Consider the following 22,156-nt stretch of genomic DNA (forward strand, 5'->3'; position numbering starts at 1 on the left):
GGTTGCACTACGGGGTTGCGGGCAGGATCAGCGCGTCCAGTACCGCAACGCCTTGTCCCGCCTCTTTGATCAGCAAGGGATTGACTTCAATTTCCGCCACAGTCGCCGGCGCGGCAAGCATGGCGTTGCCCACGGCGACGATGCTTCGGCAGGCCGCCGCCAGATCGGCGCGCGGTTTACCGCGATAGCCGTCCAGCAGCGCAAAGGCCTTCAGCTCGCGCAGCATCTGCATAGCCATGTCTTCGTCCACGGGCAGCAGCCGGTGGCTGGTGTCTTGATAGATTTCCGTCAGCACGCCGCCCAGGCCCACTGTCAGCACGGGACCAAAGACCGGATCGCGCGTGGCGCCCACAATCAGTTCAGCCACGCCGCGTTCCATCTTCTGCACCATCACGCCGTCGATACGCGCATCGGGTTGCGCGGCGGCCGCCGAATGCAGAATCTGTTCGCGGGCCGCTATGACGGCGTCGTCATCCGCCAGCCCCAGCGCCACGCCGCCCACTTCCGTCTTGTGCGCGATGTCGGCGCTAAGAATCTTCAAGGCCACGGGATAGCCCGCCGCGCGTGCATCGGCCACGGCTTCGTCGGCGTTGCGCGCGGCATGGACCGTGGCCTGTGGCAGACCGAAGGCGGCCAGGTAGGCGCGCGCATCGGCTTCGTTGCAGGGCAGCGCCGGCACCGCCGTCGCATCCAGGCGCGGCACGGGCGCAATGCGATGACTGCCGCGCGCCTCGCACCACAGCAGGTAAGGCGCCAGCGCGGACACCGCCTGCCCCAGGTCTTCAAACACGGCCACCTCGGCCTCGCGCAAGGTGGCGCGGCTTTGCGCCAGGCCGGTATCGATGGCGATGAACAGGCGCGCATGCTGGCGCGACGCCTCGGCCAAGGCATCGGCCATGCGGTCCAGCATGTAGCCGGGCGCGTACACAACCACCGCGTCAATGGCGTCGGTGGTGGCCAGGGCTTGCAGCACGGTACGCACGAAGTCGGGGTCGTTGACCACGTTGCCGGTCACGTCCACCGGGTTGCCGACCATGCCGTAGTCGGGAATGCCGCCGCGCAGAACGGCTTGCAAATCGTCGGGCAGATCGGGCAGGTCGAGCCCCGCGCCGATGAACTTGTCGGCCAGAATCGCGCCCAGCGCCCCGGACATCGTCAACACCGCCACGCGCTTGCCGGCGCTGCGATGGCGCAGCGTGGCCAGGCTGGCCAGATGCGCCATCTGCGCAAAGTCGGTGGCTTCGATCACGTTCAGTTGGCGAAACGCCGCCGCGTACACGCGTCGGTCGCCCGCCAGCGCCGACGTGTGCGAACGCACGGCCTGCGCACCCTTGTCGGTGTTGCCGGCCTTCAGGGCAATCAGCAGTTTGCCCTGGCGTTCCAGTTCACGACAGGCACGTACGAAGCGTTCACCGTCGCGCAGTTGTTCGATATAGCCCAGCACGATTTCGGTGCGCGAGTCCCCCGCCAGATACTCCAGGTACTGCGAGAAATCCAGGCAGGCCTCATTGCCGGTATTGATGAAATGCGAGAACGGCAGATCAAGCCGGCGCGCAATGGCGTACACCGCCGCGCACACATTGCCGCTTTGCGTCAGCAGGCTGACCACGCCCGGCCCGGACTGCGCCGGCGCGGTCTTGAAGACCGACGCAAACGCCGTGTGCGCCTGCGTGTTCAAGTTGGCGAAACCCATGCAGTTGGGCCCGGCCACGGCCATGCCGCTTTGCGCCACGAAGGCTTCCAGCTCGTCTTGCAGGCGCACGCCTTCGCCACCCGCTTCCGCAAAACCCGCCGCATAGACGATGGCCGCGCGCACGCCCTTGGCGCGGCAGCGGCGCAGCATGGGCGTGACGTCCGCCGCGGCAATCGCCAGCACCGCCAGGTCCACGGGTTCGGGCACGGATTCGATGTCGGGCCAGCAGCGCTTGCCGAACACTTCCTGGTACTTCGGGTTGACCGGATAGATACCGCCCGCGTAGCCAAAGCGCGTCAGTAATTCCAAGGGCATGCCGCCGATGCGGCCCCCGTTGGCGCTGGCGCCGATCATCGCGATGGAATGCGGATCCAGCAGGCAATCCAGCGCGGGCCTCATGCCGTTTCGCCCTTCTTGTTGCGCTGAATCGCTTGCGCCAGCCCGCGCTCGCGCACCGCCTGGAATTCTTCGCTCAGGTGCGACAGTTGATGCGTGTCGAAGTGGGCCGACAGCGCAGTGCGAAAGCCTTGCGCATCGGCGGTGCGGTTCAGCGACCGCTTGATCAGCCGCAGCCCGAACGGCGGCGCCTGCGCAATGCGCCGCGCCAAAGCCAGGGTGGCGTCGTCGAGCTCTGCCTCGGGCACGACGCGGTTCACCATGCCGATGCGCAGCGCTTCCTGTGCGTCGACCTTTTCGCCGGTGTAGAGCATTTCCTTGGCTTTGCGCAGGCCCATCACCCAGGGGTGGATCAGCACTTCGGTGGCGGCGGCCGCCAGTGTGTGGCCGACCGGGTCGGAGAAGTACGCGGTGTCGGCGCACACGACCAGGTCGCACATATTGGCGATCATGAAGCCGCCGGCCACGCAGGCGCCCTGCACCTGGGCCACCGTGGGCTTGGGAAAGTCCCAAATGCGCAGGCAGTAGCCGTAATAGCGGCGCGATTCGTATTCCCAGCGTTCTTCCACGGTGAAGTCCGCGCGCTTGGCCTGCGCTTCTTTCAAATCGTGACCCGCCGAGAAATGCGCGCCGCGCCCGGCCAGCACCACCACCCGGACGGCGTCGTCCTGCTCTGCGCGGGTCAAGGCGTCGTCCAGTTCATCCAGCATCTGCTGGCTTTGGGCGTTGCGCGCGGATTCGCGCGCCAGGCTGATGCGGCAGACCGAGTCGTGGTGCTCGACGGCCAGGGTGGCGTATTCCATAGTCTCCTCGTCTCTTGCGAAGCCCGGGCTCGCGTGGCCCGGGTCGGTGGGATCGCAGCGCTTGCGCTGCATTGATTTGATTGAATTAACGCACCTTGAATCCTAGAATACAAAATATTCAATCAACTTTTCCCACAATATGAACAAGACAATGGCCACCGGCGGGACTCAAAGCATGCGTCGGGCCTTGGGGTTGCTGCGGGTGCTGGCGCAACACCAGGAAGACGGCATTGACCTGCAAGGCGTCATGGCGGCTACCGGGCTGGAACGCTCCACTGCCCATCGCCTGTTGAGCTGCCTGCTGGAAGAGCAGTTCGCCGAGCGCGATGGCCGCACGCGGCGCTACCGCCTGGGTGTGGATTCCATGCAATTGGGCTTTGCCGCGCTGCGCCGCACGCCGCTGCTGGACGCGCTGCGGCCGTTCGCGCAGAAACTGGCGCGGCTGTCGGGCGACACGGTGTTCCTGGTGATCCGCCAGGGCGACTACGCGCTGTGCCTGCTGCGCGAGGCGGGTTCGTTTCCGGTGAAGGTATTCACCATCGACCAGGGCGAACGCCGACTGCTGGGTGTGGGCGCGGGCGGCCTGGCGCTGATGGCCAGCCTGGCGGATGAAGAGATTGCGTCGCTGTATGCGCGGCACGCGGCCAGCTATGCGCAGATCGGCGTATCAAGCACTGCCTTGATGAAGGCCGTGAAGCAGACGCGCACGGCGGGGTATTCAGAGATCGTGGACACGATCACGCCGGGCGTGTCGGGGGTGGGAGTGGCGTTTCCGGTGTCGGAACTGACGTGGGTGGCGTTCAGCTTCGGCGCCATCAGCAGCCGGCTGGATGCGCCGCGCCGCGCCAAGATGGGCGCACTGCTGCACGCTGAATGCCTGGCCTGGGCGCAGGACTATCTGGGCCATGAATGATGGACACGCGCCCCGCGTGATGGCGGGGCGCGTGCAGTCAGCAACTTAAATGCGCTCGAAAATGGCCGCGATGCCCTGCCCGCCGCCGATGCACATCGTCACCAGCGCGTAGCGTCCGCCCACGCGCTGCAGTTCGTGCAGGGCCTTGACGGTGATGATCGCGCCGGTGGCGCCAATGGGGTGGCCCAGGCCGATGCCGCTACCGTTGGGGTTGACCTTAGCCGGGTCCAGCTTCAGTTCGCGCGACACGGCGCAGGCTTGCGCGGCAAAGGCTTCGTTGGCTTCGATGACGTCCAGTTGGTCCACCGTCAGCCCGGCGCGCTTGAGCGCGGCCTGCGTGGCCGGCACCGGCCCGATGCCCATGATGTCCGGGTCCACGCCCGAATGCGCGTACGCCACCAGGCGCGCCAGCGGCTTGACGCCACGCTTGGCGGCCACCGAGGCGTTCATCAGCACCACGGCGCCCGCGCCGTCGTTCAGGCCCGACGCATTGCCTGCCGTGACGGTGCCGTTTTCTTTCTTGAACACGGGCTTGAGCGCGGCCATGGTGTCGGCCGAGACGTCGCGGCGCACGTGCTCGTCGGTGTCGAACACGACTTCGCCCTTGCGTGTCTTCAACACCACCGGCACGATCTGGTCGCGGAAATAGCCGGCGTCAATGGCGGCAGCCGCGCGGCGATGCGATTCCACGGCCAACATGTCCTGATCTTGCCGGCTGATGCCGAACTTGGCCGCCACGTTTTCGGCGGTAACGCCCATGTGCATGCGGCCAAAGGGGTCGGACAAGGCGCCGGTCATCATGTCCAGCATGGTGCTGTCACCCATGCGGGCGCCCCAGCGTTGCGAGGGCACGATGTACGGGGCGCGGCTCATGCTTTCGGCGCCCGCGCCGATGGCGATGTCGGCATCGCCCAACATGATGGTTTGCGCGGCGGACACAATGGCCTGCAGGCCCGAGCCGCACAGGCGGTTGACGTTGAAGGCTGGCGTTTCCTTGGCGATGCCGGCATTCATGGCCGCCACGCGCGACAAATACATGTCGCGCGGTTCAGTGTTGATGACGTGGCCCACCGCAACGTGGCCGACCTCGTCGCCCTTGACGGCGGCGCGTTCCAGCGCGGCCCGGATGACGGTGGCGCCCAGGTCGCAGGGCGGCACGTCTTTCAGCGCGCCGCCGAAGTCGCCAATGGCGCTGCGGACTGCCGATGCGACGATGACTTCATTCATGGTGTTTCCTCCTTGTGGTGTTTTCCATGCGATGTTTCCATCATACTGCCGGCCTAGCGCCGCCGCGCCGCGAGGAATTGGGCGACGGCATCGGCGTGCGCGTCGGTCTTGTGGGCCAGCGCCTGATAAGCCGCCGACAGTTCCAGCAAGGCGTCCAGCCGAGCATGCTGGCTTTCACGCAAAAGCCGCTTGGTCAGGCGCACGGCCTGGGGCGAATTGGCCGCCATGCGTCCCGCCAGCGCGCGCGCCGCGGGCAACAGTTCCACGGCCGGCACCACGCGCGACACCAGGCCCCATTCCAGCGCGGTGGCCGCGCTGATGGCGTCACCGGTGAACGACATTTCGGCGGCGCGCGCCATGCCGATCAGGCGCGGCAGAAACCAGGCGCCGCCGTCCCCCGGAATGATGCCCAGCTTGACGAAGCTTTCGGCAAACGTGGCGGCCTCCGATGCAATACGCACGTCACACATGCAGGCCAGGTCGCAGCCCGCGCCGATGGCTGGCCCGTTCACGGCCGCAATCGTCGGCACCTCCAGCGCATGCAGCGCCAGCGGCAGGCGTTGTATGCCGTGCCGGTATTCCTGGCGCAATTCCACGCTGCCCACCTCGGGGCCGATCTGCCGCTGCATCTCGTTGATGTTGCCGCCTGAGGAAAACGCCTTGCCCGCCGCCGTCAGGATCAGCACGCGCACGGCCGGGTCGCGTTCGATGCGCGCGAACACGGCCAGCATCTGGTCCACGATGTCGCTACCGGTAAGTGCGTTGCGCGTGGCCGGGTCGTCCAGCGTCAGCGTGGCCACGCCGTCGGCGTCCAGCTCGAAATGCACGAGTTCCGTCATGTTGTGCTCCTGAAATGAAAGTTCATGAATCGCCTGCGCGCGCAGCGGCGAAAGCACCAGCGTAGGCCCCGCGCCTGGGCATCGTCCAATATTAGTTTTGGGCGTGGTGATACATAGCCAGTATCAAAAACCCTGAAAATAATATTGGACGCCTGTCTGCACGCTCAGTGATAGTGGTTCGATACGCCCGCCTTGGGCATGCCTACCCTTTCGGTTCACCGCCATGATCGATACGCTGGAACTGAGCACCATCCCTTGCGCCGACGAAGCCTTGCGCGCTGAGGTTCGCGGGTTTCTGGCGGACACGCTGGACGGCCTGGAGCCGGACGAACGCGCGCGTTCCTGGATGGGGTTCGACGCCGGCTTCAGCCGCCAGCTGGCCGCGCGCGGGTGGCTCGGCCTGACGTTGCCGCGCGAATACGGCGGCGCCGAGCGCGGCCACTTCGCGCGCTTCGTGCTGTCGGAAGAGCTTTTGGGCGCGGGGGCACCGGTGTCGGCGCACTGGATCGCCGACCGCCAAAGCGCACCCTTGATCCTGAAATACGGCTCGGCCGAGCAACGGGCGTTCTACCTGCCGCGCATCTGCCGCGCCGACGCCTTTTTCTGCATCGGCATGAGCGAACCCGGCGCGGGTTCCGACCTGGCGGGCATCCGCACACGGGCGGACCCTATCAACACGGAACGCGGCGGCTGGCGCTTGAACGGTGGCAAGATCTGGACCACCAACGCGCACCGCTCGCACTACATGATTGCGCTGGTTCGCACGTCGGGCACCGCCGAAGACCGGCATCAGGGCTTGTCGCAACTAATTGTGGACTTGTCGTTGCCCGGCGTGACCGTGCGCCCCATTCAAGACCTGACGGGCGACGCGCATTTTTCGGAAGTGTTCTTCGACAACGTCGAACTCCCCGCCGACGCGCTCATCGGCGCGGAAGGCGCGGGCTGGGCGCAGGTGAACGCGGAACTGGCTTTCGAGCGCAGCGGCCCCGAGCGCCTGTATTCCAGCATTGCGCTGCTGGAATGCTGGTTGACGCATTGCCGCGGCCTGTCGGACAACGCCGCCAACCGCGCCACGCTGGGCGCCATCCTGTCGCAGATGGCGGTGCTGCGCGCGATGTCGCTGGCGGTGGCGGGCAAGCTGGCGGCCGGCGAAAGCCCGGCCACCGAGGCCGCGTTGGTGAAAGACCTGGGCACGGAACTGGAACAGCAGATTCCACGGCTGATCGGCGATGCGCTGGGCCGCCAGCCTGATGTGCCGCCGCCCTTGCCGCTGCTGCACACGCTGACCTACCTGGAACAGATTGCCCCCACCTTTTCCTTGCGCGGCGGCACGCGCGAAATTCTGCGCGGCATCATCGCGCGCGGCCTTGGCCTTCGATAAGCAACCGGACGACTCACATGGACAACCTGCTTGGCGACGCCGCCGAACGCCTGTTCGCCCAAACCTGCACGCCTGCGCTGGTGCGCGCCGCCGAACAAGGCTTGCCTGTTGATTCGGCATGGCAGGCCTGCGAGGACGCGGGCTACGCGGACGCGCTGGTGCCGGAATCGCAAGGCGGCGCCGGGCTGACGCTGGCCGACGCCCTGCCCGTGGCGCTGGCGGCGGGCCGCCACCTGTGCCCTTACCCCATCGCGCAGACGATGCTGGCGCGCGCCTGGCTGGCGGCTATGGGGCAGACAGAGCAGGCGCGGCCGGCGGGCGCCATCGCCATCGCGCCTTTTGGCCTGGCTATTGATGGCAAACGCATCACGGGCATGAACGTGCCCTGGGTACGCGTGGCCGCCCACGTGCTGGCGCAGATCAACGGGCAGGCATGGCTGCTGCCCGTGGCGGCGGGCTGCATCCACCACAACGGCGTGCATGGATCGCTGGACGGCGAGGCGTCATGGGCGCTGGCGGATGCGCGATGCCTGGGCAGCGGACCCGCGTTGGACGCCCTGGCAGCCGTGGCCTATGCCGGTTTGATGGCCGGTGCGATGGAACGGGTGCTGGACATGACGCTTGCGCACGCCAACACCCGCACGCAGTTCGGACGCGCCATCGGCCGCTTTCAAGCCGTGCAACAGCAAATCAGCGTGATGGCTGAACAGGTGTGGGCGGCTCGCATGGCCGCCCAGTTGGCATTCCAAGGCCGCGACGGGCTGCCGCAATCCATGCTGGCGGCCGTGGGCAAGGCGCGCGCCAGCCAGGCGGCGCCGCTGGTGGCCGACATCGCGCATGCCGTGCATGGCGCCATGGGGATCACGGCGGAATTCGACTTGCAGTTGGCCACGCGCCGCCTGCGCGACTGGCGTCTGGCCGCGGGATCGGAATCCTTCTGGCACGAGCGCATCGGCGCGCATGCGCTGGCAGGCAACGCCAGCGCGCTGGACACGGTGCGCACCACGCTGCAAGGCATGACCTAGGTACCGTTGATACCGAAAGGCTTGTACGGATGGCGACGACGATAGCGTCCACGTATCATCGAAGGCCACCGCCGCCTTGGACCGCCCTCATGGATTTCCGTCACCTGCAGCAATTCCTCGTGCTTGCCGACACGCTGAATTTTCACCGCGCGGCGGAAAAGCTGCATATGTCGCAGCCGCCGCTGTCGGTGTCGATCCGCAAGCTGGAAGAGAGCGTGGGCGTGCCGCTGTTCGTGCGCGGCCGCCAAGGCGTGCAACTGACCGAGGCCGGCCTGGCGGCGCTGGACGAAGCGCGCCGCGCCTTGTTCCATGCCGAGCAATTCCGGCTGGCTGCGCGGGCTGGCGCGGCGGGCGAAGGCGGCACGGTGCGCGTGGGCTTCGTGGGGTCCGCCACGCACGCCATCCTGCCGCGCGTGCTGCCGTTATTCCGCCAACGCTATCCGGGTGTGACGGTGGTGCTGCGCGAAGCCACGTCCATCCGCATCATGCAGGACCTGGCTGACGACGCCCTGGAAGTCGGCATCGTGCGCGTGCCGGTGGCCATGGGCTCGAACGTGCGGCTTTCGCCCCTGACCACCGAACACTTTGTGCTGGCCGTGCCCAGGGGTCATGCCTTGGCGCGCCGAGGCCGCCTGCGGCTGGCTGACCTGGCCGACGAGGCCTTCATCATGTACACCGCAACCGAAGCCGCGGGCTTGCGCATGGCGGCCATCAATGCTTGCCAGTTGCGCGGCTTCACCCCTCGCATCACGCAAGAGGCGGTGCAGGTGCAAACCCTGTTGAGCCTGGTGGAAAGCGGCTTGGGAGTCGCCTTGGTTCCGGCCGGCGCCCGCCGCCATCCCAGCCCAAATGTGGTCACCAAGACACTGTCCGATTTTCCGGCCGATGCCTCGATCGGCATTTCCCTGGCCTGGAACCCAGCCACCGAGCGCAGCGCCGCGCGCAACCTGCGCGAATTGGCCGGCCACGCCTTCCGCCCCCGGCCAGTCAAATAAGCGCGCCGCGCTTGCGGCAAGGTGGCCGGCAGGCTTAGGATGGAGCATGACCGCGCCGCGGCGCCCTGACCGTTATCCCAGGGCGCAACGCGCGGTTCGCGGTTGAACCTTGTCAGCGATCCGGGAGCACATCGTGAAAACAGTGGCTGAGATTCTCAGGGAAAAGTCAGACCCTTCAGTGGTGACGGTTTCACCGGATTCCTCGGTGTTCGACGCCATCAAGACCATGGCCGAACGCGGCATCGGCGCCGTGGTGGTCGTGGAAGGGGAAACGGTGTTGGGCATGCTCTCCGAGCGCGACTATGCCCGCAAAGTCGTTCTACAGGATCGTTCATCGCGCAGCACCAAAGTGCGCGACATCATGACCGACTCGGTCTATTACGTGGGCCCCGCCGACACGCGGGAACACTGTATGGCCATGATGACCGAACGGCATTTTCGCCATCTGCCTGTCATCGAAAATCAAAAGCTCATCGGCCTGCTGTCCATCGGCGACTTGGTCAAGGACATCATGAGCGAACAGAAATTCATCATCCACGAACTGGAACGCTACATCAGCGGCGGCCACGCCTAGGGCAGGCGCTTGGCCGACACGACGCTGGCGGCTAGCCCGCCGCCAGTATCCGCGCCGCCGGCACGATCAGGCCCATGCCGGCCGCCAGCAACAGCACGAACACCATGCGCTTGACGGTCTTCATTGAACCGGCCGTGCTGAAGCGCCGTGCCGCCCAGGTCACGGCGATCACGACGGGCAAGGCATACACGCTGAGCCAGAATGACGAGGCCTCGAATTCGCCCTGCCCCGTCACCAGCGTCAGGCGCACCACGGCATTCAGCGAAAACAGCACCAGCAGGCTGTTGCGGATGGACGCCAAGGGCAGGGGCTGGCGGTACAGGTGATACACCATCGGCGGCCCGGCGCTGGAGAACAAGCCGCCCAATACCCCGGATATGCCACCAAAGAACCAGAAGGACGCTTTGGACGACAGGCGTTCCAACGGCTTGGCGCGCGCCACCAGCAGCACCGCGCAGGCCAGGATCGTGACGCCCAGCAGCAACTGCAACACTACCGTCATTGACCCGCTGATCCAGGTCAACGCGGCAACACCCACGCCCACGCCAACGAAGCTGGCGATCATGGCGGGCCGCATCAGCGCCCAGTTCACTTGCGGCTTGACGCGCGCCAGCGTGACGGCGGCATTCACCAGCGACAACACGCTGACCACATTGGCCACTTCGGCCACCGAAGCCAATTGGAATACGCCGGACAGGCCCAAGAGCACGAGTCCGAAGGCAAAGCCGGTCATGGTCTGGGCATAAGTGGCAAGCGCCACGCAGGCCAGGAACAGCAAGTGATGGGAAATGCTCATGCAAAGGGGCTGGGGTTAGTCGCGGCGATGATATCACCCGGGAATCAGTCTCTTGGGGTGAGGGCCGCGGGCCAAAGGGGCTGCGACCTGGGGCGTGATCGTCAACGGCGGGCACATATTGTCACAACCGGAAGCGCACCCGCACCCCGCGAGCGATGCCCTGCCGCTATCCTTCCCGCCCTGTCCCCCTGTCCGCCTTGCCCCGGCCAACCCCGCACAGAATGACGCCCCACCACACCACGATCAACACGGTCACGCTGACCTGCTCGACTTGCGGCAGCGCGCAATTCACCAAGCTTGCCCCCAACGAATATCGCTGCAACCACTGCCACGCGCTGACGCTGGTGGCGGACGATGTCGCCCAGCGGCTGGAGAAAATCCTGGCGGGCATGCAGCGGCCGGCCCACACAGCCGCGATCAAGCCCCGCGCGTTGGCGGCCATCGCACTGGTGGTGGCGGCGGCGGTGGCCATCCCGCTGGTGGCGTCGCTGCTGACCTCAAACCGCCCATCGGCGCCCTACCGCGCGCAACCCGCCACGCCACCTATCAACGCCACCAAGGTCAAGCTGACGGACGTGCGCGAAGTGCAGACGCGCGGGCGCAAGCAGTTGGTGATGGTCATGCGCAACGAAACCGGCCGGAAGATCGACCCGCCCCGCGTCACGGCGACCTTCTACCAGGGCGAGCTGACGCTGTCGTCCGCGTCGGCCTCGCCGTCGGCGCGCTCGTTGCAGCCAGGCGAATACGTGCCCGTGCTGATCTCGGTGCCAGACAAGGCCTACACGCGTTACACGCTTGAGGTCGCCACGCCATCGGCCGCGCGCGGCAAGAACAACAAGGTGGCGCCCAGCAGGGTGCAACTGGTGAAAAACGACGGCGCCTACCGTCTGGTGGGCCTGGTGAAAAACGAGGGCGACGCGCAGGCCGGCAGCACGCAGATCACCGTCATGCTTTACGGCGAAGACGGCACGATGATCGGCACCGGCAACGGCTACGCCACGGCCAACCCGCTGGCGCCCGGCGCGCTGACGGCGTTCGACGTGCGCTGTGAAATGCTTGCCGACGGCAAGGTCGCGTCCTACGACTACATGGTGCAAAGTGAAAGCTGATCGTTGCGGCGCGTTGCCGCTGTCCTGGCCGGCCAGGGCCATATGGGTGCTGATGATGGGGACGGCCGCCCAGGCTTGCGCCAACGCGGAGCCCCCCGATGAGGCCGCTTCCGCCTCCCGCATCGTGCGGGTCAGTCCGGCCGATGTGCGGGTGATCGACCATGTGCGCCTGACCACCGAAGAACTGTTGGACCCCAGCTTTGCGCTGTTCGATAACAACGCGCTGACCCTGTCCACGCCACGCCGCCTGCTCGATGAAATCGACCGCCCGCTGCTGTATGCGGAAGTCGTCAACACCAGCCCGGACTACGTGGCCCTGTCGCCCAAGGCGCAGATCACCGTGTTCGATGGCTCGACTCCGCTGAAGGTACGGCAGGACTGGACGCTACCCGCCTATCTGTATCCCGGAGAGCGCGTGCCGGTGGCGCTGGTGGGCGGCAATTACGAACGCTATACCGAGGTCAAGACCGACTGGCTACCCGCCAAGCGCGCCGCCCTGCCCGGCCCCCGGCCCAAGCTGGACATCAGCGTGGACAACACCGAGGCCGGCGTCGGCACCGGCACGCTGAATTTCAGCTACCGCTACCGTTACAAGTACGTCACCGTGACGGGCCGCGTGCGCAATGACGACCAGGCGGAAGTGAACAGCGTGCGAGTCTGGGTCAGCCTGTATGACGCCCAGGACAGGCTCAGCGGCGCCACCTTCAAGGAACTGCGCCTGCCCAAGCTGCAACCGGGCGAGAGCGCCCCGTTCGAGGTCGTCGTCAAGCAGCACGGCGGGAATTTTGCACGGGTGGGCGTGGTGTACGACGTCGCGACGCGCTAGCCGGCGTCTGTGCCGGCCTCTGTGCCCGACCTGCCCGGGCCCAGCGTGGCCCCACCCCCGCGTCTCCGCAACGCAACAGCTATCGGCTCAGGTCTTATATAAGATATAAGACATTTGCTAGTGCCTTCTGTTGCCTCTACAATTCCGCCCGACAACCCTTCTTCCAACCCGACTTTTGAGCAGGCCTCACATGCTGGATAACTACCGCCAACACGTTGCCGAACGCGCGGCTCTGGGGATTCCCCCGCTGCCCCTGACGGCTAAACAAACCGCCGAACTGATCGAACTGCTGAAGAACCCGCCCGCTGGCGAGGAGCAGAACCTGGTCGAACTGTTGACCCACCGTGTGCCCGCTGGCGTGGACGATGCCGCCAAGGTGAAGGCGTCCTACCTGGCCGCCGTGGCGCTGGGCAAGGAAGCTTGTGCGCTGATCAGCCGTGCCAAGGCGACGGAACTGCTGGGCACGATGCTCGGCGGCTACAACATTGGCCCGCTGGTCGAACTGCTGGACGATGCGGAAATCGGCACCATCGCCGCCGATGCGCTGAAAAAGACCCTGTTGATGTTCGACGCCTTCCATGACGTGAAGGAAAAGGCCGACAAGGGCAACGCCAACGCCAAGTCCGTGATGCAAAGCTGGGCTGACGCCGAATGGTTCACCAGCCGTCCGGAACTGCCGGAAAGCCTGACCATCACCGTCTTCAAGGTGCCTGGCGAAACCAACACCGACGACCTGTCGCCCGCGCCCGACGCCACCACCCGCCCCGACATCCCGATGCACGCCCTGGCGATGCTGAAGAACAAGCGCGACGGCGCGGCGTTCGAACCGGAAGAAGACGGCAAGCGCGGCCCGGTCAAGTTCATTGAATCGCTGAAAGAAAAGGGCCACCTGGTTGCCTACGTGGGCGACGTGGTCGGTACGGGTTCGTCGCGCAAGTCGGCCACCAACTCGGTGCTGTGGTTCACGGGCGAAGACATTCCCTTCGTGCCGAACAAGCGCTTTGGTGGCGTGTGCCTGGGCAACAAGATTGCCCCGATCTTCTACAACACGATGGAAGACGCCGGCGCGCTGCCGATCGAGCTCGACGTTTCCAAGATGGAAATGGGCGACGTCGTTGAGCTGCGCCCCTACGAGGGCAAGGCCATCAAGAACGGCGAAGTCATCGCTGAATTCGAAGTGAAGTCCGACGTGCTGTTCGACGAAGTGCGCGCCGGTGGCCGCATTCCGCTGATCATCGGCCGTGGCTTGACCAGCAAGGCGCGCGAAGCACTGGGCCTGGCCCCGTCGACGCTGTTCCGCCTGCCCAAAGACCCGGTCGACACCGGCAAGGGTTACACTCTGGCCCAGAAGATGGTTGGCCGCGCCTGCGGCCTGCCGGATGGCAAGGGCATCCGCCCGGGCACCTACTGCGAACCGAAGATGACCTCGGTCGGCAGCCAGGACACCACCGGCCCGATGACCCGCGACGAACTGAAAGACCTGGCTTGCCTGGGCTTCTCGGCTGACCTCGTGATGCAGTCGTTCTGCCACACCGCCGCCTACCCCAAGCCCGTGGACGTCAAGACGCACCACACGCTGCCGGAATTCATCAGCACCCGTGGCGGCGTGTCGCTGCGTCCGGGTGACGGCGTGATCCACTCGTGGCTGAACCGCATGCTGTTGCCCGACACCGTCGGCACCGGCGGCGATTCGCACACGCGCTTCCCGATCGGCATTTCGTTCCCGGCCGGTTCGGGCCTGGTCGCCTTTGCCGCCGCCACCGGCGTGATGCCGCTGGACATGCCGGAATCGGTGCTGGTCCGCTTCAAGGGCAAGCTGCAACCTGGCGTCACCCTGCGTGACCTGGTCAACGCCATCCCGCTGTACGCCATCAAGCAAGGCCTGCTGACGGTTGCTAAGCAAGGCAAGAAGAACATCTTCTCGGGCCGCATCCTGGAAATCGAAGGCCTGCCGGACCTGAAGGTCGAGCAAGCTTTCGAACTGTCGGACGCGTCCGCTGAACGTTCGGCCGCCGGCTGCTCGGTGTTCCTGAACAAGGAACCGATCATCGAATACATCAACAGCAACATCGTGATGTTGAAGTGGATGATCGCCAACGGCTACGAAGACGAACGCACGCTGGGCCGCCGCATCAAGGCCATGGAAGCCTGGCTGGCTGACCCCAAGCTGCTGGAGCCGGACGCCGACGCCGAATACGCCGCCGTCATCGAAATCGACCTGGCCGACGTGCACGAGCCCATCGTGGCCTGCCCGAACGACCCGGACGACGTCAAGACGCTGTCGGAAGTTGCCGGCGCCAAGATCGACGAAGTGTTCATCGGCAGCTGCATGACCAACATCGGCCACTTCCGCGCGGCGTCCAAGCTGCTGGAAGGCAAGCGCGACATCCCGGTCAAGCTGTGGGTGGCCCCGCCCACCAAGATGGACGCCACGCAACTGACCGAAGAAGGCCACTACGGCGTCTTCGGCACCGCCGGCGCCCGCACGGAAATGCCGGGCTGCTCGCTGTGCATGGGTAACCAGGCACAAGTGCGCGAAGGCGCGACCGTCATGTCGACCAGCACCCGCAACTTCCCGAATCGCCTGGGCAAGAACACGAACGTGTACCTGGGTTCGGCAGAACTTGCCGCCATCTGCTCGAAGCTGGGCCGCATCCCGACCAAGGACGAGTACATGGCCGACATGGGCGTCATCAACAAGAGCGGCGACCAGATCTATCAGTACCTGAACTTCGACAAGATCGCCGACTACAAAGACGTGGCGGACGTGATCGAGGTGTAAGCCTTGCACGCTGGCCAGGCGTCTTAGCCTGCTTGCAGTAGGAACGACGGCCCCGGAGCAATCCGGGGCCGTTTGCTTTTGGGGCGGGTTTCAGCAGCCGCTCTTAACGCCCGAGCAAGCATCCGAACAGGAAACTTTTCCCACGATACGTTTTCATACAATCGCGGTACTTTGTGACCCTTGCCCCGGCGCAGCAATCCGCGCGCCATGACCCGAAAGAGGAAGCCCGCCAATGACCCGGCTTTTGCTGCCGCCGCTGCTACTGCTGGCGCTTGCCGGTTGCGCCACGGCGCCGCCATCCAACCCCGAGAACATTTGTGCGATCTTCCGTGAAAAGCCGGACTGGCACGACGCCGCCCTGAAGGTGCAGAAGAAATGGGGCGCCCCCGTGCCGGTGCCGATGGCCATGATGTATCAGGAGTCCTCCTACAAACAGGACGCCCTGCCGCCCCGCTATTACTTCCTGGGCATCATCCCCTGGGGCCGCGTCAGTTCCGCCTATGGCTACGCGCAAGCCAAGGACGAAACCTGGGCCGACTACAAGCGCGAAGCCGGAAGCTGGGGCGCCAGCCGCGACGACTTCGCCGACGCGCTGGACTTCATGGGCTGGTACATGAGCAAAAGCCAGCGCATCAACGGCGTATCCAAATGGGACGCCTACGGCCAATACCTGAACTACCACGAAGGCTGGACGGGCTACCGCAACCGCAGCTACGACCGCAAGGCATGGCTGAAAACGGTTTCGCTGAAGGTCAAGGCACGCGCGGAGAAATTCACGTCGCAGTACAAAAGCTGCGAAGCGGATTTGACGCGCGGGGGGTGGTTTTGGTGAGCGTGTAAGGCGTTAAGCTGGCGTTGATATCTGTTAGAGGAGGCAGGCCCATGAGCAGCCAACCATTCACCAGCGCGTGGGATGCCATTGAAGACACTCCCGCCGAAGCTGAAAACATGAAACTGCGCTCCGAACTGATGGTAGCGCTGAAGAACCACATCGCTCGTTCTGAAATGAGCCAACAGCAAGCGGCGCAACTGCTTGGTGTTACGCAGCCGCGCGTGTCGGATCTCATGCGCGGCAAGATCAACCTGTTTGCGTTGGACGCGCTGGTCAATATGGCAACCGCCGCGGGCCTGCACGTGCAGATGACGATTCAGGAAGCAGCGTGATCCGCTGTTGATCTTTCTATCCCAAAGCAAAAATCCCGGCACAAAGCCGGGATTTGCTTTTGGTATGCCGGCCGAAGCCGGCCGCCTCGATCAGAAGTCCATGCTTGCCGACAGCAGGAAGGTGCGCGGGCCGCCGAGCACCAGGTAGCCGCTGTTAGGGTAGCCACCCACTGAGGACCAGTAGTTGCGGTTGGCGATGTTCTCCACGCGGGCGCGCAGGGTCAAGACGTGGTTATTCACATCGGTCATGTAACGCAAGCCAGCATCAAAGCGAGTCCAGCCGGGGACCTTAAGCGTGTTCTCCGCATCAGCGTAGGACGAACCGGTGTAGACGACGCGGCCATCTACCGCTAGGCCCTGCACCCCCGGAATATCCCATTCCACGCCCATGTTGGCTTGGAAACGCGGCACACCGATTACGCGGTTGCCATCGGTCGCGCTATCTCCGGTGGATCGCTGCTTGGCATCCAGGAACGTCATGCCGCCAAGCAGTCGAACACTTCGCGTCACTTCACCATATACCGTGAACTCAGCGCCTTGATGGCGGTCTTTGCCCGCAGACTTAAACGTGTAGTTATCGTTCACGTCAACGAAACTCCGCGGCTTGTCGGTGGAGAACAAGGCCAGCCCGGCGCCGAGCCCGTCCGCTTCATATTTGACGCCAATTTCCTTTTGCTTCGATACATAAGGAGCGAGGCTTTGGCCCGCGTTGCTCACGTCTTGATTATTGCTCTGCGCAGGGGCAGTCTCACCCGCCACCAACGCCTCGATATAGTTCGCATACAAAGAGACGCTGGGCGACACTTTGAAGACGATGCCCGCAGCGGGCGAATTATGGCTGGCGTCATATGCACCAGTTTCCTCTCCCGTCGTGTATGAATAGTCGCGCTGGGAAAGACGCTGATGGCGAACGCCCAAGGTCAGAAGTACCTTTTCATCCAGGAAAGACATGGTGTCGCCAAAGGCGAAACTGCTCAGTTGCACCCTGCCTTGCAACAGCGGATTATCCAGATCCCCCCCGGGTTACCCGTAGGATCAAGGTACGGCTTGTCATATGAGATCGGATTGTAGATATTCGTCGGGGTGCCCGAAGCACCAAACAGGTATGCGTTCTTTTTCTTCAGTTGGAAGAAGGACGCCGACGTTACAAGTTCGTGGCCAACCGGCCCGGTGCGCAGTTTCGCGCGCAAGCCGAACTCACCGGTATCCACAGCGTCTTCGCGCGTATTATCAAAGCGCGCAAACGTGCCATCGCCCGTGCTGCCGTTCGTCAACGTCACGTTGCCCAGCGAGTTAGCTTCGTCGCTGCGACGGAAGCCATACGCGGCCCAGCCGGTCAGCTTGTCGCTGAAGTCATGTTCCGCGCGCACGGTGCCGAACACATCGCGTTCGTTCGAATACGACCACGGTTGCGCGTAGTTCGAACTGGCGTCCGGCGCGTCCGGCACGGTGGTCACGCTGGAGCTCAAGCTCACATTCGGACGCGCGCGCTTCAGCTTGTTTTCCTGCCAGCCGATATCCGCCGACAGGCGCGTATCCGCAGACCGCCAATCCAGGCCCAGCGACACCAGGCTGGTGCGCGAATGTTCGTCATCAATGCCCGTGTCGCCACTGCGTTGCGCGGCGTTCAGACGGATGCCGGTGCTGTCGTCCGGGCCGAAGCGGCGGGCGATGTCGGTGGAAAGCTGGAACTGGCCGCCGCTGGAAACGCCGGTGGTGATGCGGGTCAGCGGCTCGTTGGGCGCGCGCTTGGGCACAAGATTGATCACGCCGCCGATGCCGCCGCCGCCGGGCGTGGCGCCTGTCAGGAAAGCGGTTGCGCCGCGCAGCACTTCCACGCGCTCGAACAGTTCAGTGGCGATGTACTGGCGCGGCAGCAGGCTGTACAGGCCGTTGTAGGCCACGTCGTCCGAACTGAGGATGAAGCCGCGAATGAAGTAAGACTCTTGGAAATTGCCGAAGCCGCGCGCCACGCGCACGCCCGCGTCGTTCTGCAAGACGTCACCCACGCTGCGCGCCTGCTTGTCCTGGATCAGTTCGTTCGTGTAGCTGGTGATGCTGAACGGCGTGCTCAGGTTGTCCAGCGTGCCCAGCACGCCCACCCGGCCGCCCGTGGCCACCTGCCCGCCCGCGAACGCCGGAGCCAGGCCGCCGGCCGATGCGTCGGCGCTGGCCTCTACCTTGATGGCTTGCATCGACACCACCGAGCTGCTGTCCGTGGCGGGTTGCGCTTGGACGGGGGTGGTGGTTTGCGCATGGACGACGCCCATGCATGGCAGCGTCGCGGCCACGCAAGCGAGAGTTCGAATTTTCATATCGGGATCAAGAGAGGAAGGTGAGGCGCGTTGCCACGCAAAAAAACACACAATCCCGATTGGGTCACGCACGGAAAACGGCTTATCAGTGGGCACTACCGCGAAAGCCTGGCATCAGGCCCTGACCGAGCCCGTTCACCAAGGGGTCTTGAGGTCTTGAGTCGCAAATGTTATCAAACCGATAATCATTCTCAATACTTCCCTGTTATTTGCTTAGCTTGACGTTGCCGTCGCGCAACAAACGCCCCTGTTGCCGAAAGGGTCAAGCGGCAAGCGATTTGGCGCCGCCACGCCGACGTGTTCGCGACACCAGCGCGCCAGCGCTGCACGCATGCCCCATCAACACGAAGTGCGCAGGCGCCTTGCCCGCCATCAAGACCAGCACGCCTTCATCTTCACCGGCCAAGGCGGATGCGATCAGGGCCGACCCCGCTTCCAGCACCGCAAAGTCCGGATCGCCGCCTGCTTGCCTGGGCAGTGGCGGCGCGCCGATCCGGCGATGCCTGGCGCGCACGCCCAGCGCGCCGGACACGGCATAGACCCAGGCATTCCAGCCCGGCGCCAGCGGCACCAACTGCGTAGCGCCCGGGCGCAGCCAAGCGTCCAGAATGGCTATGGGCGCAGGGGTAAGCAAGGGCGACTGCCGGCCAGCATGGCTGCCCGCGACTACCCGGATGCGGCCGGCATCCGTCTGTATCACCGGCATTTCCCAGGCACGCAGCAGCGACGGCGTGGCGGGCAAAGACGGTTCCGGCTGGGGATCAGAGACGGAGTCAGCGATGCGCTCAGGCACCTGGTCAGCCAGGAAGCCGGACAGGTCTAGCACCATGCGCAGGCCATTCAGCCGGGCCCCTTCGCTGTGGACCCCTTCGCTGCGGCCCGCCTCCTGATGCGCCGCCTCACGCGCGGCCGGCCAGGCCCGCATGATGCCCGCATCCGCCTGCCCCCAATGCAGGTCGCCCGCGCACAATTCATGGTCATCTCCGTTGCCCCCCAGGCTTTGCATGCCGCCTCGGCTGTCCTCCAGCATCAGCGTCGCCACACACATGCCGGGACGCGGATCGGGCACCGACGGCAGCACGGCTGTCGACGCGGTCATGGCGAAATGGTCCACCCTGATCAACGGGGAAGACACCCGCGACGCGCAGCAGGAAAAATCGGCATGGAAAAACGGACGGGTCGTGCACGAATCTCCGGCCGCTTGCGGCTGGCTGGCAACGACTTGGCTGAGATGAATAGTCAAAAAAACGGCTGCCTGATTGGAATGACGCTTGCGATGCCGAAGCTTATGCGTTCCACCTGGCGGACAGTAGAGACCAATTTCAGGAATATTTGTCCTGGTGTGCAGGACAATCCGCCCCCGCCTCAACCGTTTGCGCACCACCCATGTACCCGCACCTGCATCACCTTGACGATCTGCTGCTGTTCAGCGAAGTGGTGGCAAAAGGTGGTTTCTCGGCCGCCGCGCGCGTGTTGAACATGCAGCGTTCCAAGCTCAGCCGACGCGTGGCCGAGCTGGAGGCGCGCCTGGGCGTCCGGCTGCTTCATCGCAACACCCGGCGTGTGTCGCTGACCCCGATGGGCGAACAGATTTACGTGCATGCCCAGGCCGTGGCCCGCGAAGCCCGTACCGCGTTTGACCTGGCGGCCTCGATGGGCGACACGCCCAGCGGCCTGTTGCGCATCACCGCCCCGGCGCCGCTGGCGGTCACGCTGCTGGGTGATATGGTGGCCCGGTTCTGCCTGGCCCACCCCGGCGTGCGCGTGCTGCTGGACACGCGTGACGAAATCATCGACTTGGTGGGTGAAGGGTATGACCTGGCGTTTCGCGCCATGAGTTCGCCCTTGACCGATTCGCAGCTGATCGGCCGCGAACTGGCGTTGGCGCCTTTGACGCTGGTCGGCGCGCCGGCCCTGGCCCAGGCGGCGCCGCCGCCGCGCCATCCGCGCGACCTGGCCGCGCTACCGCTTCTGGCGCATGCCACGCAAGACAACCTGCACACCTGGCGCTTTACCGGCCCGGCGGGGGAAACGGCGTCACTTGCGTTTCAGCCGCGTTGCCTGAGCAGCAACATGGCAACGCTGCGTTCCATGGCGCGCACGGGGCTGGGCTTGGCGTTGATACCGCACTACCTGTGCGTCAACATGCTGGCCAAGGGCGAACTGGTCGAGATACTGCCGGGCTGGCGGGCCGCGCCGTCACGCATCTACGCCCTTATGCCCGCCCGCCGAGGCGAACCCCTGGCCCTGCGCCGCTTTCTGGAAGTGGCGGCGGCCGAGCTGCCGGCCCTGCTGGCGTGACGCGGCCTGCTGGCTGGCATGACGCGGCCGCTCAGTCCAGCTTGATGTGGTTCGCCCGGATCACCTCGCCCCAGCGCTTGCGGTCTTCCTCCACATAGCGTTCGGTCTCGGCCTGATCACGCGGCGCCTGGATCACCAGCCCCAAGGCCTGAAAGCGTTCGCGGAAATCCGGCTGGCGCATCACCTTGGCCACCGCGTCGCGCAGGGCGTTGGCCTCGGCCGCCGGAGTTTCCGCCGGCACCGCAACCCCAAACCACGTTGCCGCGCGAAAACCGGGGAAGCCGCTTTCGGCCACCGTGGGCACGTCGGGCAGCACCGGCAGGCGTTCGGACGTGGTCACCGCCAGGGCCTTGATCTTGCCCTCTTTGATCAGCGGCAGCGACGTGCTGATCACATCCACCATCAACTGCGTATCGTTGGCCATCAGCGAACTGAGCGCGGGCGCGCTGCCGTTGTAGGGAATGTGCGCCACGTCCATGCCGGTGCGCGACTTCAACAGCTCTGTCGCCAGTTGCAGCGGGTTGCCGATGCCGACCGAGGCGTAGTTCAACTTGCCGGGGCGCGCTTTGGCCACGCTGACGAATTGCGCCAGCGTGGTGGCCGGCACCTCGTTGTTGGCCACCACCACCAGCGGCAGCTCGGCCACCACGGACAGCACGCGGAAGTCGCGCGCCGCGTCGTAGGCGATCTTTTGATAGAGCATGGGGTTCAACACCATGCTGGCGTTGCTGGCCAGGAACAGCGTGTAGCCGTCGGGCTGCGCGCGCGCCACCTGCGTGGCGGCGATCATGGTGTTGGCGCCGGGCTTGTTTTCTACCACGACAGGCTGCGCCAGTTCCCGCGACAGGCGCTCGGCCAGCACGCGCGACAACTGATCGGCCGCGCCGCCCGGCGTATAGGGCACGACCAGCTTCAACGGCCGGTCGGGAAACGCCGCCACCGCGGGCGGGGCGAAGGCGGCGCAAACCCACATCGCGGCCGCGACGCGGCCGATCCAACGATTCATCTTCAACATGC

Annotated in this window: 19 protein-coding genes and 1 pseudogene; 12 read left to right on the forward strand and 8 right to left on the reverse strand. The window is 65.2% G+C overall.

Going from position 1 to position 22,156, the window contains the following annotated elements:
- Positions 1–7 precede the first annotated feature (7 nt).
- Positions 8–2,092, reverse strand: coding sequence for an acetate--CoA ligase family protein (locus ELS24_RS19845; protein WP_127185127.1), 2,085 nt, complete (start codon positions 2,090–2,092; stop codon positions 8–10).
- On the reverse strand, positions 2,089–2,892 hold the full coding sequence (locus tag ELS24_RS19850; protein WP_050448478.1) for an enoyl-CoA hydratase: 804 nt from the start codon (positions 2,890–2,892) through the stop codon (positions 2,089–2,091). The genes ELS24_RS19845 and ELS24_RS19850 overlap by 4 nt, the downstream gene beginning before the upstream one ends.
- 139 nt (positions 2,893–3,031) lie before the next feature.
- On the opposite strand from ELS24_RS19850, the gene ELS24_RS19855 reads away from it, so the two are divergent.
- Positions 3,032–3,805 carry an IclR family transcriptional regulator gene (locus ELS24_RS19855; protein ID WP_050448479.1) on the forward strand — a complete coding sequence of 258 codons (774 nt, stop codon included), beginning with the start codon at positions 3,032–3,034 and terminating at the stop codon, positions 3,803–3,805.
- A gap of 45 nt (positions 3,806–3,850) precedes the next feature.
- Here the strand turns inward: ELS24_RS19855 and bktB are convergent, their stop codons facing one another.
- Both bktB and ELS24_RS19865 read right to left on the reverse strand, forming a co-directional pair.
- Positions 3,851–5,032 carry a beta-ketothiolase BktB gene (gene bktB, locus ELS24_RS19860; protein ID WP_050448480.1) on the reverse strand — a complete coding sequence of 394 codons (1,182 nt, stop codon included), beginning with the start codon at positions 5,030–5,032 and terminating at the stop codon, positions 3,851–3,853.
- A gap of 53 nt (positions 5,033–5,085) precedes the next feature.
- Entirely contained in the window at positions 5,086–5,871 is a 786-nt protein-coding gene (locus tag ELS24_RS19865) for a crotonase/enoyl-CoA hydratase family protein (protein ID WP_050448506.1), read from the reverse strand.
- A gap of 223 nt (positions 5,872–6,094) precedes the next feature.
- Here ELS24_RS19865 and ELS24_RS19870 point away from each other — a divergent pair, with 223 nt between their 5' ends.
- The 4 genes from ELS24_RS19870 to ELS24_RS19885 all read left to right on the forward strand — a co-directional run bounded on the left by ELS24_RS19870 (position 6,095) and on the right by ELS24_RS19885 (position 9,846).
- Positions 6,095–7,252, forward strand: a complete 1,158-nt coding sequence (locus ELS24_RS19870; protein WP_127185128.1) for an acyl-CoA dehydrogenase family protein — start codon at positions 6,095–6,097, stop codon at positions 7,250–7,252.
- Positions 7,253–7,269: 17 nt separating this feature from the next.
- On the forward strand, positions 7,270–8,277 hold the full coding sequence (locus tag ELS24_RS19875) for an acyl-CoA dehydrogenase family protein (protein WP_127185129.1): 1,008 nt from the start codon (positions 7,270–7,272) through the stop codon (positions 8,275–8,277).
- An 89-nt stretch (positions 8,278–8,366) separates the two neighbouring features.
- Positions 8,367–9,272, forward strand: coding sequence for a LysR family transcriptional regulator (locus ELS24_RS19880; RefSeq protein ID WP_050448483.1), 906 nt, complete (start codon positions 8,367–8,369; stop codon positions 9,270–9,272).
- Positions 9,273–9,405: 133 nt separating this feature from the next.
- A complete protein-coding gene (locus tag ELS24_RS19885) occupies positions 9,406–9,846 on the forward strand; it encodes a CBS domain-containing protein (protein WP_050448484.1) in 441 nt (146 codons plus the stop codon).
- A gap of 31 nt (positions 9,847–9,877) precedes the next feature.
- Here the strand turns inward: ELS24_RS19885 and ELS24_RS19890 are convergent, their stop codons facing one another.
- Complete coding sequence (locus tag ELS24_RS19890) at positions 9,878–10,642, reverse strand: sulfite exporter TauE/SafE family protein (protein WP_050448485.1); 765 nt, start codon at positions 10,640–10,642, stop codon at positions 9,878–9,880.
- A gap of 221 nt (positions 10,643–10,863) precedes the next feature.
- On the opposite strand from ELS24_RS19890, the gene ELS24_RS19895 reads away from it, so the two are divergent.
- The 5 genes from ELS24_RS19895 (at position 10,864) to ELS24_RS19915 (ending at position 16,523) form a co-directional block, all read left to right on the forward strand.
- Complete coding sequence (locus ELS24_RS19895) at positions 10,864–11,751, forward strand: FxLYD domain-containing protein (RefSeq protein WP_127185130.1); 888 nt, start codon at positions 10,864–10,866, stop codon at positions 11,749–11,751.
- Positions 11,741–12,577, forward strand: a complete 837-nt coding sequence (locus ELS24_RS19900) for an FxLYD domain-containing protein (protein WP_127185131.1) — start codon at positions 11,741–11,743, stop codon at positions 12,575–12,577. The genes ELS24_RS19895 and ELS24_RS19900 overlap by 11 nt, the downstream gene beginning before the upstream one ends.
- Before the next feature lie 190 nt (positions 12,578–12,767).
- Complete coding sequence (gene acnB / locus ELS24_RS19905; RefSeq protein ID WP_050448488.1) at positions 12,768–15,359, forward strand: bifunctional aconitate hydratase 2/2-methylisocitrate dehydratase; 2,592 nt, start codon at positions 12,768–12,770, stop codon at positions 15,357–15,359.
- Positions 15,360–15,591: 232 nt separating this feature from the next.
- The gene (locus ELS24_RS19910) at positions 15,592–16,191 is read left to right on the forward strand and encodes a hypothetical protein (RefSeq protein WP_050448489.1); all 600 of its coding nucleotides are present in this window, start codon (positions 15,592–15,594) and stop codon (positions 16,189–16,191) included.
- 50 nt (positions 16,192–16,241) lie between these two features.
- Positions 16,242–16,523: a helix-turn-helix domain-containing protein gene (locus tag ELS24_RS19915; protein ID WP_127185132.1), complete on the forward strand. Its 282-nt coding sequence runs from the start codon at positions 16,242–16,244 to the stop codon at positions 16,521–16,523.
- A gap of 90 nt (positions 16,524–16,613) precedes the next feature.
- On the opposite strand, the pseudogene ELS24_RS19920 reads toward ELS24_RS19915, so the two are convergent.
- Both ELS24_RS19920 and ELS24_RS19925 read right to left on the reverse strand, forming a co-directional pair.
- Positions 16,614–18,838: pseudogene (locus ELS24_RS19920) on the reverse strand (TonB-dependent receptor).
- Between the two features lie 262 nt (positions 18,839–19,100).
- Positions 19,101–19,937 (reverse strand): pirin family protein, encoded by an 837-nt coding sequence (locus ELS24_RS19925; RefSeq protein WP_127185133.1) that lies wholly within the window; start codon positions 19,935–19,937, stop codon positions 19,101–19,103.
- On the opposite strand from ELS24_RS19925, the gene ELS24_RS30965 reads away from it, so the two are divergent.
- Together ELS24_RS30965 and ELS24_RS19930 are read left to right on the forward strand one after the other, a co-directional pair.
- A complete protein-coding gene (locus ELS24_RS30965) occupies positions 19,936–20,073 on the forward strand; it encodes a hypothetical protein (protein ID WP_157055454.1) in 138 nt (45 codons plus the stop codon). The two genes, ELS24_RS19925 and ELS24_RS30965, sit on opposite strands and share 2 nt — an antisense overlap.
- Positions 20,074–20,224: 151 nt before the next feature.
- A complete protein-coding gene (locus tag ELS24_RS19930) occupies positions 20,225–21,139 on the forward strand; it encodes a LysR substrate-binding domain-containing protein (RefSeq protein ID WP_050448493.1) in 915 nt (304 codons plus the stop codon).
- Between the two features lie 31 nt (positions 21,140–21,170).
- Here ELS24_RS19930 and ELS24_RS19935 read toward each other — a convergent pair whose 3' ends face one another.
- Positions 21,171–22,154 (reverse strand): Bug family tripartite tricarboxylate transporter substrate binding protein, encoded by a 984-nt coding sequence (locus ELS24_RS19935; protein ID WP_127185134.1) that lies wholly within the window; start codon positions 22,152–22,154, stop codon positions 21,171–21,173.
- Positions 22,155–22,156 lie beyond the last annotated feature (2 nt).

Origin of the sequence: Achromobacter spanius (assembly GCF_003994415.1) — a bacterium.
In the GTDB taxonomy this organism is placed as follows: Bacteria; Pseudomonadota; Gammaproteobacteria; order Burkholderiales; family Burkholderiaceae_B; genus Achromobacter; species Achromobacter spanius_C.

Bases quoted from the DNA above. Each gene is read 5' to 3' on its own strand.
- ELS24_RS19845 (WP_127185127.1), bottom strand. From the start codon at position 2,092: ATGAGGCCCGCGCTGGATTGCCTGCTGGATCCGCATTCCATCGCGATG.
- ELS24_RS19850 (WP_050448478.1), bottom strand. From the start codon at position 2,892: ATGGAATACGCCACCCTGGCCGTCGAGCACCACGACTCGGTCTGCCGC.
- ELS24_RS19855 (WP_050448479.1), top strand. From the start codon at position 3,032: ATGAACAAGACAATGGCCACCGGCGGGACTCAAAGCATGCGTCGGGCC.
- bktB (WP_050448480.1), bottom strand. From the start codon at position 5,032: ATGAATGAAGTCATCGTCGCATCGGCAGTCCGCAGCGCCATTGGCGAC.
- ELS24_RS19865 (WP_050448506.1), bottom strand. From the start codon at position 5,871: ATGACGGAACTCGTGCATTTCGAGCTGGACGCCGACGGCGTGGCCACG.
- ELS24_RS19870 (WP_127185128.1), top strand. From the start codon at position 6,095: ATGATCGATACGCTGGAACTGAGCACCATCCCTTGCGCCGACGAAGCC.
- ELS24_RS19875 (WP_127185129.1), top strand. From the start codon at position 7,270: ATGGACAACCTGCTTGGCGACGCCGCCGAACGCCTGTTCGCCCAAACC.
- ELS24_RS19880 (WP_050448483.1), top strand. From the start codon at position 8,367: ATGGATTTCCGTCACCTGCAGCAATTCCTCGTGCTTGCCGACACGCTG.
- ELS24_RS19890 (WP_050448485.1), bottom strand. From the start codon at position 10,642: ATGAGCATTTCCCATCACTTGCTGTTCCTGGCCTGCGTGGCGCTTGCC.
- ELS24_RS19895 (WP_127185130.1), top strand. From the start codon at position 10,864: ATGACGCCCCACCACACCACGATCAACACGGTCACGCTGACCTGCTCG.
- acnB (WP_050448488.1), top strand. From the start codon at position 12,768: ATGCTGGATAACTACCGCCAACACGTTGCCGAACGCGCGGCTCTGGGG.
- ELS24_RS19910 (WP_050448489.1), top strand. From the start codon at position 15,592: ATGACCCGGCTTTTGCTGCCGCCGCTGCTACTGCTGGCGCTTGCCGGT.
- ELS24_RS19915 (WP_127185132.1), top strand. From the start codon at position 16,242: ATGAGCAGCCAACCATTCACCAGCGCGTGGGATGCCATTGAAGACACT.
- ELS24_RS30965 (WP_157055454.1), top strand. From the start codon at position 19,936: ATGGCGAAATGGTCCACCCTGATCAACGGGGAAGACACCCGCGACGCG.
- ELS24_RS19925 (WP_127185133.1), bottom strand. From the start codon at position 19,937: ATGACCGCGTCGACAGCCGTGCTGCCGTCGGTGCCCGATCCGCGTCCC.
- ELS24_RS19930 (WP_050448493.1), top strand. From the start codon at position 20,225: ATGTACCCGCACCTGCATCACCTTGACGATCTGCTGCTGTTCAGCGAA.
- ELS24_RS19935 (WP_127185134.1), bottom strand. From the start codon at position 22,154: ATGTTGAAGATGAATCGTTGGATCGGCCGCGTCGCGGCCGCGATGTGG.